This is a genomic window from Pantoea sp. UBA5923 (assembly GCF_002431095.1).
GTDB classification, from domain to species: Bacteria; Pseudomonadota; Gammaproteobacteria; order Enterobacterales; family Enterobacteriaceae; genus Pantoea; species Pantoea piersonii.
The window spans coordinates 15,787-30,414 of sequence record NZ_DJDN01000048.1 but is presented as its reverse complement, the minus strand read 5'-3'; the positions used below and the strand labels follow the sequence as shown (position 1 = coordinate 30,414).

General features: G+C 58.9%; 14 protein-coding genes. 9 read left to right on the top strand and 5 right to left on the bottom strand.

What is annotated here, in order from left to right; all coding sequences use genetic code 11:
* Positions 1–149 precede the first annotated feature (149 nt).
* Both B3797_RS11575 and glk read left to right on the top strand, forming a co-directional pair.
* A complete protein-coding gene (locus B3797_RS11575; protein ID WP_311791143.1) occupies positions 150–1,802 on the top strand; it encodes a thiamine pyrophosphate-binding protein in 1,653 nt (550 codons plus the stop codon).
* 157 nt (positions 1,803–1,959) lie between these two features.
* Positions 1,960–2,925, top strand: coding sequence for a glucokinase (gene glk, locus B3797_RS11570; RefSeq protein ID WP_120458196.1), 966 nt, complete (start codon positions 1,960–1,962; stop codon positions 2,923–2,925).
* Positions 2,926–3,008: 83 nt separating this feature from the next.
* Here glk and B3797_RS11565 read toward each other — a convergent pair whose 3' ends face one another.
* Positions 3,009–3,734 (bottom strand): LytR/AlgR family response regulator transcription factor, encoded by a 726-nt coding sequence (locus B3797_RS11565; protein WP_120458197.1) that lies wholly within the window; start codon positions 3,732–3,734, stop codon positions 3,009–3,011.
* Positions 3,731–5,422: a sensor histidine kinase gene (locus tag B3797_RS11560; protein WP_311791180.1), complete on the bottom strand. Its 1,692-nt coding sequence runs from the start codon at positions 5,420–5,422 to the stop codon at positions 3,731–3,733. The genes B3797_RS11565 and B3797_RS11560 overlap by 4 nt, the downstream gene beginning before the upstream one ends.
* Positions 5,423–5,685: 263 nt before the next feature.
* On the opposite strand from B3797_RS11560, the gene B3797_RS11555 reads away from it, so the two are divergent.
* Both B3797_RS11555 and alaC read left to right on the top strand, forming a co-directional pair.
* Positions 5,686–6,210 (top strand): GNAT family N-acetyltransferase, encoded by a 525-nt coding sequence (locus B3797_RS11555; protein ID WP_311791142.1) that lies wholly within the window; start codon positions 5,686–5,688, stop codon positions 6,208–6,210.
* A gap of 118 nt (positions 6,211–6,328) precedes the next feature.
* A complete protein-coding gene (gene alaC, locus B3797_RS11550; protein ID WP_311791141.1) occupies positions 6,329–7,564 on the top strand; it encodes an alanine transaminase in 1,236 nt (411 codons plus the stop codon).
* A gap of 40 nt (positions 7,565–7,604) precedes the next feature.
* On the opposite strand, the gene ypdK is transcribed toward alaC, so the two are convergent.
* The 3 genes from ypdK to B3797_RS11535 all read right to left on the bottom strand — a co-directional run bounded on the left by ypdK (position 7,605) and on the right by B3797_RS11535 (position 10,513).
* Positions 7,605–7,676: a membrane protein YpdK gene (gene ypdK / locus B3797_RS11545; RefSeq protein WP_120458224.1), complete on the bottom strand. Its 72-nt coding sequence runs from the start codon at positions 7,674–7,676 to the stop codon at positions 7,605–7,607.
* Between the two features lie 199 nt (positions 7,677–7,875).
* Positions 7,876–8,904, bottom strand: a complete 1,029-nt coding sequence (locus B3797_RS11540) for an HlyD family secretion protein (protein WP_311791140.1) — start codon at positions 8,902–8,904, stop codon at positions 7,876–7,878.
* A 4-nt stretch (positions 8,905–8,908) separates the two neighbouring features.
* Positions 8,909–10,513 carry an MFS transporter gene (locus tag B3797_RS11535; RefSeq protein ID WP_311791139.1) on the bottom strand — a complete coding sequence of 535 codons (1,605 nt, stop codon included), beginning with the start codon at positions 10,511–10,513 and terminating at the stop codon, positions 8,909–8,911.
* A gap of 146 nt (positions 10,514–10,659) precedes the next feature.
* Between B3797_RS11535 and B3797_RS11530 the strand changes: the two genes are divergently transcribed.
* From B3797_RS11530 to B3797_RS11510, 5 genes are all read left to right on the top strand, one after another.
* Positions 10,660–11,445 carry an IclR family transcriptional regulator gene (locus B3797_RS11530; RefSeq protein ID WP_311782848.1) on the top strand — a complete coding sequence of 262 codons (786 nt, stop codon included), beginning with the start codon at positions 10,660–10,662 and terminating at the stop codon, positions 11,443–11,445.
* A gap of 6 nt (positions 11,446–11,451) precedes the next feature.
* Positions 11,452–11,904 (top strand): universal stress protein, encoded by a 453-nt coding sequence (locus tag B3797_RS11525; protein WP_311791138.1) that lies wholly within the window; start codon positions 11,452–11,454, stop codon positions 11,902–11,904.
* Between the two features lie 10 nt (positions 11,905–11,914).
* Positions 11,915–12,718, top strand: coding sequence for a hypothetical protein (locus tag B3797_RS11520; RefSeq protein WP_311782846.1), 804 nt, complete (start codon positions 11,915–11,917; stop codon positions 12,716–12,718).
* A gap of 248 nt (positions 12,719–12,966) precedes the next feature.
* Positions 12,967–13,248: a hypothetical protein gene (locus tag B3797_RS11515; RefSeq protein ID WP_311782845.1), complete on the top strand. Its 282-nt coding sequence runs from the start codon at positions 12,967–12,969 to the stop codon at positions 13,246–13,248.
* 464 nt (positions 13,249–13,712) lie between these two features.
* A complete protein-coding gene (locus B3797_RS11510; RefSeq protein WP_311791137.1) occupies positions 13,713–14,588 on the top strand; it encodes an SMP-30/gluconolactonase/LRE family protein in 876 nt (291 codons plus the stop codon).
* Positions 14,589–14,628 lie beyond the last annotated feature (40 nt).

Below are 14,628 nucleotides of genomic sequence, written 5' to 3'. Positions count from 1 at the left end.
ACAACGCGTCGCAGATCGCTTACTTACAGAATAATCCCCCATCGTAACGCCGGGTTGCCACTTTTTTGTTCAGTGGATTGCGCTGCTTTCTAGCCGGTCTGGCAGCATAGTAGATACTCAAATCAGACATCTGGTGAAAGGAGTGGCATATGGAACGCTTTACCGTAGGAGATTATCTGCTGACGCGCCTGCAGGAGATAGGCATCGGCCATCTGTTTGGCGTGCCGGGCGACTATAACCTGCAGTTTCTCGATCGCGTTATTGCGCATCAGGATATTGGCTGGGTCGGCTGCGCCAACGAACTCAATGCGGCTTACGCCGCGGACGGCTACGCACGCTGTCGCGGCGCGGCGGCGCTGCTGACCACCTTCGGCGTCGGCGAACTGAGCGCCATCAACGGCATCGCCGGCAGCTTCGCCGAATATGTGCCGGTGATCCAGATTGTGGGCGCACCCGCGAGCGAGGCGCAAAAGCGGGGCGACTGCGTGCACCATTCGCTGGGGGACGGCGATTTTCGTCATTTTTTGCGTATGGCGGGCGAGGTTAACGCGGCGACGGCGCAGCTTAGCGCGGGCAACGCCACGGCAGAGATCGATCGGGTGCTGACCACGGCGATGCGGGAAAAGCGTCCCGGCTATCTGATGCTGGCGGTAGATGTCGCTGAGGCGGAGGTCGCGCCGCCAGCCGCGCCGCTCGACGCCGCGCCGCTCTCCAGCGAGCAGGCGCGCCTGGCGTTCCGTACCGCTGCCGAACGGCTGCTGGGGCAGGCGCGTCGCGTCGCGCTGCTGGCTGATTTTCTTGCCGGGCGCTGGAGGCAGCAGCAGGCGCTGGCCCGTCTGCGCCAGCAGCGCGCCATACCCTGCGCCACGCTGCTGATGGGCAAAGGGGTGCTGGACGAGCAGCAGCCAGGCTACGTCGGCACCTACGCCGCGGCGGGCAGCGAGAGCGGAGTCAGCGAAGCGATTGAGCAGGCGGATGTGACGCTCTGCGTCGGCGTGCGTTTCACCGATACTCTGACGGCGGGCTTTACTCAAAACTTTGCCCCTTCGCAGCTAATCGATCTCCAGCCTTTTGCCGCCAGCGTGGCGGGCGAACGCTTTGCGCCGCTCACTATGGCGGATGCGCTAAGCGAGCTGGAAACGCTTTTCGCGCGTTACGGCGAACGCTGGGCGCTGGCGCCGCACGCACCGCTTGTCGAAGCGGAGGATGAGGCGGCGTATATCAGTCAGACCGCCTTCTGGCGCGCGATGCAGCACTTTTTACAGCCGGGCGATATTATCCTTGCCGATCAGGGTACTGCCGCCTTCGGCGCGGCGGCGCTGCGTTTGCCGCCCGGCGCGCAGCTGCTGGTGCAGCCGCTCTGGGGCTCTATTGGCTATACTTTACCCGCAGCCTTTGGCGCGCAGACCGCCGCGCCCGCGCAGCGGGTAATTCTGATAACAGGCGACGGCTCGGCACAGCTGACCATTCAGGAGCTAGGCTCGATGTTGCGGGACGGGCAGAGGCCCGTGATTTTCCTGCTGAACAACGAGGGCTATACGGTGGAGCGCGCCATCCACGGCGCGACGCAGCGTTATAATGATATTGCCCAGTGGAACTGGACCGCGCTGCCGCAGGCGTTTTGTCTGCATGGGCAGGCGCAGAGCTGGCGCGTCACCGAGTGCGTGCAGCTGGAAGAGGTGATGGCGCGCCTGCAGGCGCCCGACTGCCTGACGCTAATCGAGGTGGCAATGCACAAAGACGATCTGCCGCCGTTGTTGCGTAAGGTTACGGCTTGTCTGGCGCAACGCAACGGGGGATAAGATTCGGAGTGTTGCCGCTGTCAAGCGGCTTGCCGGACGGGTAGGCTGTGCGCACCACCATCAACGCTCGTCTTTTGTCGCGGCGAGCGTTGTTGTTTTACCGGCAGACTTTTATAGTGTCCTGCATCTTAGGGACCCCAAGCGGAGCAACAAAAGAATGACAACTTATGCCCTGGTCGGCGACGTCGGCGGCACCAACGCGCGACTCGCCCTGTGTGAGGTGGAAACCGGCAGCATCTCCCAGGCCCAAACATTCTCAACTTCAGATTATGACAGCCTCGAAGCCGTCATCCGCCACTATCTTGGCGAGCAGTTGAAAGACGTTAAAGACGGCTGCATCGCTATTGCTTGCCCTATCACGGAAGACTGGGTCGAAATGACCAACCATGACTGGGCTTTTTCCACCAGCAAAATGAAAGCCAGCCTTGGCTTCGATCACCTTGAAATCATTAACGACTTCACCGCCGTTTCGATGGCGATCCCGATGCTGACCGCCGATCATGTGATTCAGTTCGGCGGCGGCGAGCCGGTGAAGGATAAGCCTATCGCGATTTATGGCGCGGGCACCGGGCTGGGTGTCAGCCATCTGGTGCACGTTGACCGCCGCTGGGTCAGCCTGCCGGGCGAGGGCGGCCACGTCGATTTCGCCGCCAACAGCGATGAGGAAGATTTGATTCTGGAGGTGCTGCGCGCCGAACTGGGCCACGTCTCTGCCGAGCGCGTGCTCTCCGGCGCCGGTCTGGTGAACCTCTACCGCGCTATCGTGAAGGCGGACAATCGCGTGCCGGAAAACCTTAAGCCGAAGGATGTCTCCGAACGTGCGCTAGCCGACAGCTGCATCGACTGCCGTCGCGCGCTGTCGCTGTTCTGCGTCATTATGGGCCGTTTTGGCGGCAACCTGGCGCTGAACCTCGGCACCTTCGGCGGCGTCTATATCGCTGGCGGCATCGTGCCGCGCTTCCTGGAGTTCTTCAAGGCTTCCGGCTTCCGCGCCGCCTTTGAAGATAAAGGACGCTTCCGCGACTACGTTTCCCGCATTCCGGTTTATATGATCACCCACGATCAGCCAGGCCTGCTGGGCGCAGGCGCGCATCTGCGCCAGACGCTGGGACGTATCCTGTAATACGCTTCTGAAACGGCCTGCGGGCCGTTTTTTTTAGATGGCGGCTGACATCTTTACGCGCATAAGTTTCAAAGCCTGTTTAGCTACAGGCGCATCAGCTCGCGGAAGCGCTTTGCCTTGCTGCGGCTGACCGGCACCTGAAACGCCAGATCGCGCAGCCTGAGCAGGTAAGTATTGTTAAACCAGGGCTCTATCTCGGAGATTTTACTCAGGTTAACGCAGTAAGAGCGATGACAGCGGAAAAAGCTCTGCTCCGGTAGCCGGGCGCAGAACTCGCTGATGCTCATCGACATCACATAGGCCTCGCGCCGCGTATAGACGAACGTCAGCTTCTCATGCGCCTCCACGTAGTAGATATCGTTGATATCCGTCACGATGATACGCTCATCTTTCACCAGATTGACGGTCTGCGGGCTGCCGGAAACCGGCGTCTGCGTGACAGCCTGCTGTTGCCCGACCGCTTCCAGCTTGTTGAGCATGGTGACGATGCGCGCCTCATGATAGGGCTTGAGGATATAGTCAAACGCTTCCAGCTCGAAAGCCTCTACCGCATGCTCTTTCCACGCGGTAATAAACACAATCAGCGGCCGCTGCGCGAACTGGCGAATATTCTGCGCCAGCAGCATACCGTCCAGCGACGGAATGTTGATATCAAGAAAGATAACGTCCACGCGATGCTGCTGCAGATATTTCAGCACCTCCAGCCCGTCGTCAAAGCAGGCCTCAATAGCGATCCGGCTATGCTGCTGGATCATCCAGCTTAGCTCCTGCTGCGCCAGAAACTCATCTTCTACAATAATGGCCTTCACTGGATATTCTCCACGACGCTAAGAGGCGATTCGGTCAGCAGCTGTCCGCTTCTGCTCAGGGTAAAGGCGATTTCGGTGCCGGGCTGCAGGCGGGTAATTTCAAGCCCCTGACCGGTCAACAGCCTGACGCGGTGATGCACATTCAGCAGGCCGATCTTGTTGCCCGGCATCTCATTCATCGCCACGCGGCGCATCACCTCATCGCTGATGCCCGGCCCGGTGTCGCGTACCGCGATGCGTACCCGATCGCCGATCGCTTTAACGCTCAGCGTTACCACGCCTTTTCCCCGCGAGGGCTGAATGCCATGCACGATAGCGTTCTCCACCAGCGGCTGAATTAACAGGCTGGGCAGCGAAAAGTGAAGATCGTCGTCAATGTCATAGATCATCGACAGCTTGTCACCGAAGCGCGCCTGCTCAATGGCGATATAGTCTTTCACCTGCCACAGTTCGCGTTTGATATCGATGGTTTCATCATCGTTCAGTTCAAGGTTGTAACGCAGATAGCGAGAAAGATTGATAACCAGCTGGCGCGCAGTATCAGGGTTAAGGCGAATAGAGGAGTTAATGGCGTTCAGTGCGTTAAACAGAAAATGGGGATTTATTTTACTCTGCAAGGCGCGCAGTTCCGCTTTATTGGCCATTTCGCGCAGCTGCTCGGCGCGTGAGACCTCCAGCTGGGTAGAGATAAGCTGCGACAGGCCGATCGCCATCTCCTTCAGCGAACCGGTAATGCGGTGCGCGCGGCGGTAGTAAATTTTCAGGGTGCCGGTGACCTTGCCTTTCTCTCGCAGCGGGATAACGATCATCGAGTGAATATCTTTGGTGCGATGCGCTTCATCATTGTTTTTGATGATGATCTTCCCGCTGGACATCGCCTGCGCGGTGGTGGGGCTGATACCGTCGTCGCCGTTCTGATAGTTCTGCTCGCCATAGCCGACATAGGCGAGAATATGCGTTTTATTGGTAATGGCGACGGCGTCGGCGTTGATATCGCGGCAGATAATCGCGCAGATGCGGCGCAGCGAGTCGCTGTTGACGTCGCGGAACAGCGGCAGCGTTTTGTTGGCTATCTCCAGCGCCAGCTTGGCCTGACGCGCCGCAATCGCCTCTTTTTCTCCCTCGACGCTCTGCACCAGCAGCACAATCAGACCGATGCTCGACGCGCCGAGAATCATCGGCAGGGCAATCTCCGACACAATCGCCAGCCCAAGCGACATCGGCTTCGCCCACAGCACAATCAGCAGCATAGTCAGGCTTTCGCACAGCATGCCGCCGATAATGCCGATGCGCCAGCGCTGCGCTTTCGGTACGCGACGGTTAATGGCGCCGGAAACGCAGCCCGCGATAATGCTGGTAATTAAGCAGGGCACCGAGGTAACGCCGTGAATATCGATAAGAAAGCGGTGCAGCCCGGCAATAACGCCGGTAGTGATGCCGACCCAGGGACCGAACAGGATGCCGCCAGCCATTACGGCGATCACCCGCACGTTCAGCAGTGAACCGTCAACGTTAATGCCTGACCAGGTGCTGAAGAGCGCAAACAGCGAGAAAATAGCAATAACGGCACCTTTCTCCAGCGGCGTATGTTCATCTTTTTGCAGCAGCTGACGGAAAAGCGGGGTGCGGGTCAGGAAAAAGAGGCAGATCAGCATCAGGGCGGCGCGGTCGAACACCGCTAACAGCATATCGAAGTGAGAGATCACAGCCAGCCTTCAGGTAGCAACAGAGAGAGGCTTATCATAAAAAATGTGATCGCGATGCGCCAGCCTGCTACAAGGGTGCGCGCCACCTTCATGTTTTGGATCAACTTTGTCCGGTAAAATAGTAAAAAGAGGAAACCTGACTGGTAAAACGGGGAAGCCTTTTTGCCGGTCGCAGGCTGGTGAGCAGGCATTGTGTTTGTTATGTTTTGACAGCCATTATGGCTGTCCGCACCAGGAGCAATTACATGCAGTTAACCACGCCACGTCTTACGCTTACGACCCTCAAGCCCGAAGACTGGCTATTGTTCCGCGCCGTACATGAAGATGCGGCCACCATGACCTGGGTCAGCGAAATCCCGGACGAAGCCGACTTGCGCCAGCGATTCAATGAGCGCCTCGCACCCTGGCAGGTCAGCAGTTTTCATATGCTCTGCGTAGTGGCGCGACTGCGCGACAGCGGCGAGCCGATCGGTCTGTTCGGCTGCAGCCCGGAATGGCAGCCCTACCGCCAGGCTGAGGTGGGCTATATGCTGCTGCATCGCTTCTGCGGCAAGGGGTACGGCAGCGAAGCGCTGGCCGGGCTGAGCGAGTTTCTGCTGAAGGCGGGTTTCCACAAGCTCAAGGCGATGGTGGTAGAGGGAAATGTGGCGTCGCGCCGTATTCTGGAGAAGAATGGCTATGTGCTTGAGGGTACATTACGGGATAATTATCTGCTAAACGGCGAGTGGGTGAACGATTGGGTGTTTGGCCGCCTGAATCCGGAAAATTAAAAAAATTTTATTCTCCTCTCGACAGCTTTGTCATCGCCGCGTTATGTTCTTTTTTCGGTCACAGCAGTGACCTGCGTCGCTCGGACGGTCCGGGCGCTTACGTAATCAAGAGGACATTATGGCTGACAACAGCACACCCCGTCGTTTCTCGCGTATCGATCGCCTTCCCCCCTATGTGTTTAACATTACCGCTGAGTTGAAGATGGCTGCGCGTCGGCGCGGCGAAGACATCATCGATCTCTCGATGGGGAACCCTGACGGCCCTACGCCGCCGCATATCGTGGAAAAACTTTGTCAGGTGGCGCAGCGTGAGGATACGCATGGCTACTCGACCTCGCGCGGTATTCCGCGTCTGCGCCGCGCCATTTCGCGCTGGTACGCCGAACGCTATCAGGTGGAGATCGATCCGGAATCTGAAGCTATCGTCACCATCGGCTCGAAAGAGGGGCTGGCGCATCTGATGCTGGCGACGCTGGATCACGGCGATACCGTACTGGTGCCCAATCCAAGCTACCCCATTCATATCTACGGCGCGGTAATCGCTGGCGCGCAGGTGCGCTCGGTGCCGCTGGTGGCGGGTATCGACTTCTTTGCCGAGCTGGAGCGGGCGATCCGCGAAAGCTATCCGAAACCGAAAATGATGATCCTCGGCTTTCCGTCAAACCCCACCGCGCAGTGCGTCGAACTGGACTTTTTCGAGCGGGTAATCGCGCTGGCGAAACAGTACAACGTGCTGGTGGTACACGATCTCGCCTATGCCGATATCGTCTACGACGGCTGGAAAGCGCCTTCGATTATGCAGGTGCCTGGCGCGCGCGACGTGGCGGTTGAATTCTTCACGCTGTCGAAAAGCTACAACATGGCGGGCTGGCGCATCGGCTTTATGGTGGGCAATAAAGAGCTGGTCGCCGCGCTGGCGCGCATCAAAAGCTATCACGACTACGGCACCTTCACCCCGTTGCAGGTCGCGGCTATCGCCGCGCTGGAAGGGGACCAGCAGTGCGTGCGCGATATCGCCGAACAGTACAAGCGTCGCCGCGACGTGCTGGTGAAAGGGCTGCATGAGGCGGGCTGGATGGTGGAGAATCCCAAAGCGTCAATGTACGTCTGGGCGAAAATTCCTGACCGCTACGCTTCTCTCGGCTCGCTGGAGTTCGCCAAAAAGCTGCTGCAGGAGGCGAAAGTCTGCGTCTCGCCGGGGGTCGGCTTCGGCGATTACGGTGACACCCACGTGCGTTTCGCGCTGATAGAAAACAGCGATCGCATTCGTCAGGCGGTGCGGGGAATTAAAGCGATGTTCCGCGCGGACGGTATTCTGCCGGGCAGCGTAAAAGCGGTGGAAGAAGCTGAATAAAACTAATCGGGGCGACAACGCTGTCGCCCCGGTGCTTGCGCTACATCATCAGCACAAAGGTGCCGACCCACAGCAACACAAAGAAAGAGATTCCCATCAAGGCGTATTTCACAAACAACTCCTCTGAGCGGTTACGACGAGAGCGATCCCAGGCCAGCGCAACGCGAACAGAATGAGAAAAACGCATCAGGTCATCATCGCCTCAGGCATTTTCTCAGGTCGTTCTGAGTAACTCAGAACAGGATCGAGCGCTAATTTACGCGTAATCGATCCTAAAATAAATAGGACCATTGTGAGAGATGCATCACGTTTTACTCAGCTTCAATTTCCGGGATCGCCGACATACCAACCCGCAGCAGCGACAGGCCAGGCTGGTTCGTATCCAGCGCGATTTTAACCGGAAGCCGCTGGACGACCTTAGTATAGTTACCTGTTGCGTTATCGGGTGAAATCGCCGAGAAGGTCGCGCCCGTCGCCGGCGCGATGCTGTCGACATGGCCGGTAAAACGCTTGCCCGGCAGCGCATCGATGGTGATATTCACCCGCTGTCCCTGACGCACGTCGCTGAGCTGCGTCTCCAGATAGTTCGCCGTGATATAGGTCTGCTGTAACGGTACGACCGCCAGCAGACGCGTCCCGGCGGAAACGTAAGCGCCGACGCGCGCCGCACGCTGACCCACCATGCCATCCACCGGCGCAACGATGCGCGTGTAGGAGAGGTTGAGGCGCGCCTGATCCACGCTCGCCTGCGCCGCCGCCACATCCGCCTGCGCCTGACGAACCGCCGCCTGCAGCACGCCGATCTCTTTCACAGCGGAGAGTAGGGCAGCCTGGCTCTGGCGCACCGCCGCCGCGGCAGAGCGCTGGGTCGAGCTTGCCTTCTGCTGATCGTCGGCGGCAACGGTGCCGCTTTTATACAGGCGGTTATAGCGCTCGGCGTTCTGACCGGCGTACTGCGCGGTCGCCTGGTTAGCCGCCAGGGTTGCCTTTGACTGCTCAATAGCCGACTGCTGCTGCTCCAGCTGCGCCTGGCTGCTGAGTAACTTCGCCTGGCTGACCTGCAAATCCGCCTCGGCGCTCTCCAGCGCCACGCGATAGTCGCGGTCATCCAGCGTCGCCAGCACGTCGCCCGCTTTCACCTGCTGGTTATCCTGCACCTTCACCTCGGCGATATAGCCGGAAACTTTCGGCGCCACCAGCGTGTAGTCGGCGTTGACGTAAGCATCATTGGTGCGGTGATCGTTGCCGGTCATCGTTGACCAGATAAAAAACGCGATGGCCAGCAGAACCAGCAACAACAGGCTCAGCAGCACGGTTTTTCTCATTACTAAAGCACGCATAATCTTATTTTCTCGATGTCGAAGAGGCAGGTTGAATCAGGGTTTGTGGCGGCCAGACGCGCTTCGGCAGCCAGGCGGTCAGCAGCAGCAGCAGCACAGCGAAGGCGATCAGCAGCAGCCAGCTGTCGCTCAGGCCGAGCACCGTAGCCTGATGCCTGACCAGGGTGGCGAAGCCGCTGAGATTCTCGCTGCTGCTGACGCTGCCATCCATCAGCAGCGGGTGGCTGGCGCCTGCGTCGGCGCTGCTCGTCGCGCTCATCAGCCAGGGGCGGCTGGCGGCCTGGTCCAGCAAAACGTTGGAGTGGATCTTCTCCCGGTGGCTGAGAAAAACCTCTACCAGCACCGAGGCCGCCACGCTGGAGAAGCCGCGTACGGTATTAAACATCGCCGAGGCGAAGGGCCCTTCCGGTGGCGCGACCACGCTGGTGGCACTCATCAGAATCGGCAGGATCACCATTGGCTGTCCGAACGCCTGTAAAATTTGCAGCGTCCAGAAGTTCTGACGCGCCCAGTCGCTGGTGATCTGCGAGCCGAGCAGGCAGGCGGTAATCAGCAGCGCGACGCCCGCCGCCAGTACCCAGCGGCAGTCGATCCAGCGAATATTGAGCAGCGCGGCAACCAGCGGCGCGATCAGCAGCTGCGGCAGGCCGACGGTTAGCGCCAGCGGCGCGAACTGCAGGGTGCGGAACCCCTCTACCTGACCGAAATAGGCGGAAGGGAGCGCCGAGCCGGAAAGCGAGACAATCAGTACGGTGGCCAGCGCCAGCAGGCCGTGGGTCAGGTTGCGGCGCGACAGCATCTGCAGCCGGAACAGCGGCAGCGGATGAAACCACTCGTTAATCAGAAACACCAGCAGCAGCGGCAGGGCGGCCAGCAGCATGGCGGCGATCAGCGGCGAGTCAAACCAGTCCAGACGTTCCCCTTGCGTCAGCGCCAGCACCAGCAGCGCCATGCCGCTGCATCCGGTAAGCATGCCGAACAGATCGATCTGCTTAAAACGCTCCAGGCGCAGCGGATCCTGCGGCAGGCCCCAGCCGAACAGCAGCATGGCGATCAGCATCAGCGGCACCACCTGCCAGAACACAAACATCCAGCTGACGTCGTCCGTCCAGAACGCCGCCAGCGAGGCGGCCATATTGGGGCCGAAGGTGGCCGTAAGCGCATAGCCGCCCAGCCCGTAAAGCTTAAGCGGCGGCGGCAGGAAGCGCAGCGCGACCGTCATCAGCATTGGCGGCAGCGCGCCGCCGAACAGCCCCTGCAGAACGCGCAGGGCGATAAAGCTGCCGGGCGAGGGCGCCAGTGGCAGCAGAATGCCGCACAGCAGAAAGCCGGTTGAAACCGTCAGCGAAAAGCGGCGCAGTGAGAAGGTGACGGCGAACCAGGGCGCGATCATCATCGCCGCCACTTCGGCGGCCTGATAAGAGGAGACGATCCAGCTGCCCTGGTCATAGCTGACGCCGATGGCCGCGCGGATATCAGCCAGCGCGATATCGGTCACGCGGTCATTAAGGCCCGATGTCAGCGCGGCGATAAGCACGCCGATCAGCCCCAGGGCGAGGCGAAGCGTAAAGGGGTGCGGCGGCGGCGCAGCGGCAGGCTGAGCGGTCATAGCAGGTTTCTCGTTATTATGATGCAGTGTATTGCGATGTGATACAGGGCGCGATCTTACATTCCGATATGCTGTATTGCAATGTGGTACATGCTGTAAATTGTGCCTTTTTCGCGGTAGAGTAAGGCAGCTGAAAAGGACGACCCATGGCAAAACTTCCATCCAGCCGCGAAGATGAAAAATCAGGTGGTATTCAGGTCATCGCGCGCGCGGCAAAAATCCTCAACGCGCTGGGAGAGCATCCCGGCGGCATGAGTCTTGGCGAAATTGCGCAGGCGGTGGATCTGCCGCGCTCAACGGTACAGCGCATCGTCGCCGCGCTCGACAGCGCCCAGCTGGTGCGCAGCAGCGGCGCGGGCGGCTTGCGTCTTGGCCCGGCGCTGCTGAAGCTTATCTCAAGCGTGCATACTGACGTCGTCGATCTGGTGCGGCCCAAGCTGGAAGCGCTGTGCGCGGCGACCAATGAAACGGTCTCGCTGTCGCGCGCCAGCGGCACGCAACTGACTATCATTCACTATGTGGTGGCGTCGCGCGAACTACGCGTTGTGCCGCGCATGGGGCTGAACCTGCCGCTTTACAGCACCTCGGGCGGCCGCGCGCTGCTGGCGCTGGAGTGCGACGACGACGTACGCGTAATGGTGGGCGAAGCCTGGCGCGAGCTGACGGATAAAACCGTAAAAACGCTGCCGCAGCTGCTGACGCTCATTAATGAAGTGCGTAAAACCGGCATCTCTTACGATCGCGGCGAAACGCTTGAAGGCATCTCCACTATGGCGGTGGCGCTGGATACGCTGTTTGGCCGTTTCTCTGTCTCTCTGCTGGTGCCGACGGCGCGTTTTCAGAAAAATGAAGAGGCGTACCGTGAAGAGATGCTCAGATGCAAAGAGGCGCTGATACGCGAAATTGGCAAAATCGCCGCTGTTGAAGGATAAACTCTGATGAAAACACTGCTGATGGCTGTTGATAATTCGCCGGTCGCCGAGAAGGTGATCGCGACGGCGATAGAAGAGGCGCTGGCGCACAAGGCGCAGGTTGTGGTGCTGTGCTGCGTCGATCCCGCTTACTCCTCCTGCAACCAGCCGATAGATATTACCGCCGGAGAAGATCCGCAAGATTTCGCCGTGGCGCAGGATGAGCAGAATACCGCCGAGCTGGTGGTGCGCCATGCGCTGGCGCCGCTGCTGCGCGCCGGCGTCGTCGCGCGCGGGCTGATTGTCGGTGGCGAAGCGGCGGATACGATTGTTGCCCAGTCGCAGCAGCTTAACGCGCAGATGATCATCATGGGACGCCGCCATCTCTCCTCTTTTAATCGACTACTGAAAGGATCGGTAAGCGCGGCGGTTATCGAGCGCGCCCACTGTCCGGTATTAATTGACGTTCGTAAGGATTGAGCAACTTCGCATGACCTCGCTGTGGATCGTCACGCTGGCAGCCTTTGCGCTGCTGGCGCTTATCATCGTTGTCCTGATAAAAACCACCCGGCTGCGCGCCTGGCAGGGTGTTGTGCTTTTCCTGCTGCCGCTTATGCTGGCGAATCTGCTCTGGTTCAGCTGGCTGAAACCGCAGCAGCAGCGCGCCGCGCAGCGGCAGGCGGCGATAGATTACCTGGCGCAAACGCCGGGCTATCGCGTGCTGCAAACCCAGGAGCCTGCGCTGTGGCAGCTGCTGGTGCAGGAGTTACAGCACAAGCTGCGTCTCGGAGAATCACCGCAGCAGGCGACGGGCGAGCTGCGCGGCTGGCTGGCCGATATCATTAACCAGCGGCTGATGCGCGCGCCGGATGATGCCGTGGTCAGCTATATTCGCGTCTCGGTTAATGAGATGCAGGCGCTGGGACAGCAGGATCCGCAGCTCTGCTTTCGCTTTCTCTACCCGCAGGTCAGTGGCGGGATCAATCTGGTGAAGACGCTGCCGCCTGCGCTTAACGCCCAGGACGCGGCGGCGACGGAGCAGCTGTTGCTGGCCAGCCGCGGTGCGGATTTGCCCGTAGATCAGCCGCAGGCGCAGCAGGATTTGCAGCGCATCGTTGGCAGGCTCTATAAAAAATGGGGCGACAAGCTGCAGCAGCTCAATATGCCCGCCGATACGGCGGTCGATCGCTCGTCTATGTGCGCGATGTCTGTCGATCTCTACAGCGCTATTCTCGCATTGCCGGACAAACGCGCCGCGAATCTGTTGCGTAGAATGGTGGCTCTCTCTGGCTGAGGGGCGAAAAAAAGCCCGCTCAGCGCGGGCCTAAAATCAATCTGAATGTCTTCTTGAGTATCACCTGGTGTGGTGCAGACGCTGTTTTGTCTGAGTGCATCATCGCACCCTTTGATTGATAGCGATAAACGTTTGGTTGTATCGCATTAATCGGTAAAAACTTAGAAAAATGATTTATGTTGGGCAGTTTTCCGATAGCCGACGTAAGCGACGCGGCTTAAACTGCGGCAGCACTGTGAGGAAGAAAAATGAAATCTATTATCGTCAGCGCAATGGCGCTGTTATTGCTGACCGGTTGTAGTGTCAGCAAGCCGGGGGGATTTGAACGCGTCGATGAAGATCCAAGCGCAAATACCGTACAGTATCGTTACGATCCGCAGAAATTAAACAAAGATGCGATGCAGCTGGATCTGGCAGATTATTGCAGCAGGAAAGGATTTGATAAAGTTGAGGCGCTGACGCCAAAAGACAGTCATATTCCAGGACTGAAAACCAGCTGGTTCCAGTGCAACTATGCAGTAAAAAGCTAAACGATAAAATAGTGAAATGGGCGGGTAATATCCCGCCCTTTTTTTATTTTTTGCTGTGTGAAATCTTTGCCCTTAGCGGTAATGGTGCCAGCCATGACCGTGGCCGTGATGCCATCCGCCGCCATGCCCTCTGTCAATGATACATCCGCTTAGCATAGAGATAACGGCAAAAACGGTTGCAACTTTAACGATTTTTTTCACAGGAAGTTCTCCTCTTTTCCGATAGGTATGACATTACGCCGGAATAGTGGAGTGATGATGCAGCAAATGTAGAGTTATTTAGAGAGATATTTCGGAATATTTCAGCGCCAGCAGCAGCCAGAGGCGCTTTAAATAAGCCTATCGGAACAGGCTGAATAAAAAAGATTATTGACAAGATAATTCTGAAAAGCAAGCGCGACGTTCTCCCCCGCAGTATCGAATTCAGGCTAAAGTATGTTGATGCGAAATAAAAAGAGGCGAGTATGAAGCGCGAAGTAAAAAATGTACTGGCGTTGCAGGCGGAGCTGGGAGAGTGTCCCACCTGGTCGACGCGCGAACAGGTGTTGTGGTGCGTTGATATTCTGGCGCCTGCTATTCATCGCTTCGATCCGCGCAGCGGCGCGCTGGAGAGCTTTCCGCAGCAGGAAGAGGTCGGCTGTATCGGCCTGCGCGAGCAGGGCGGGCTGATTGCGGCGTTGCGCAGCGGCGTCTGGCTGCTGGATGAGCAGGGCAGGCCGCAGCGTAAGATTGCGGATAATCCAGGCGAGGCGGCGAAAAGCCGCTTCAACGACGGGCGCGTCGATCCCTGGGGCAATTTCTGGTGCGGCAGCCTGTGGGAGCCGCAGGACAAGGATGGCGCGTTGCTCTGTCGCGTAACGCCGTCGCTGCAGCTGGAAGTGAAGGCGCGCGATATTAAAATCTCCAACGGCATTGCCTTTTCACCCGACCGCCGCTGGATGTACCACAGCGATACGCCAAATGAAGTGCTCTATCGCTATCCGCTGGATGAAAATGGCGAGCCGGGCGCGCGGGAGCTTTTCCGCCAGTTTGACGCCGACGGCGGTTTGCCGGACGGCGCGGCGGTAGACAGCGAAGGCTTTTACTGGTCTGCACAGTTTGATGGCGGACGCATCGTGCGTATCGATCCCGTCAGCGCGCAGATTGTGGATGAGATTGCCCTGCCGGTACGCTGGCCGACGATGGTCGCCTTCGGCGGCGCTGACCTGAAGACGCTCTATATCACCAGCTCGCGCGAGGATCGCACCGCCGAGGAGCTGGCGCGCTATCCGCAGTCGGGAGATATTTTCGCGGTCGAGGTTGAGGTTGCGGGCGTCGCGGAACCGCTGTTTCCGGGATAACGCGCAGCGACTGTGATTCACCGGGCGGACGGCTCGGCCC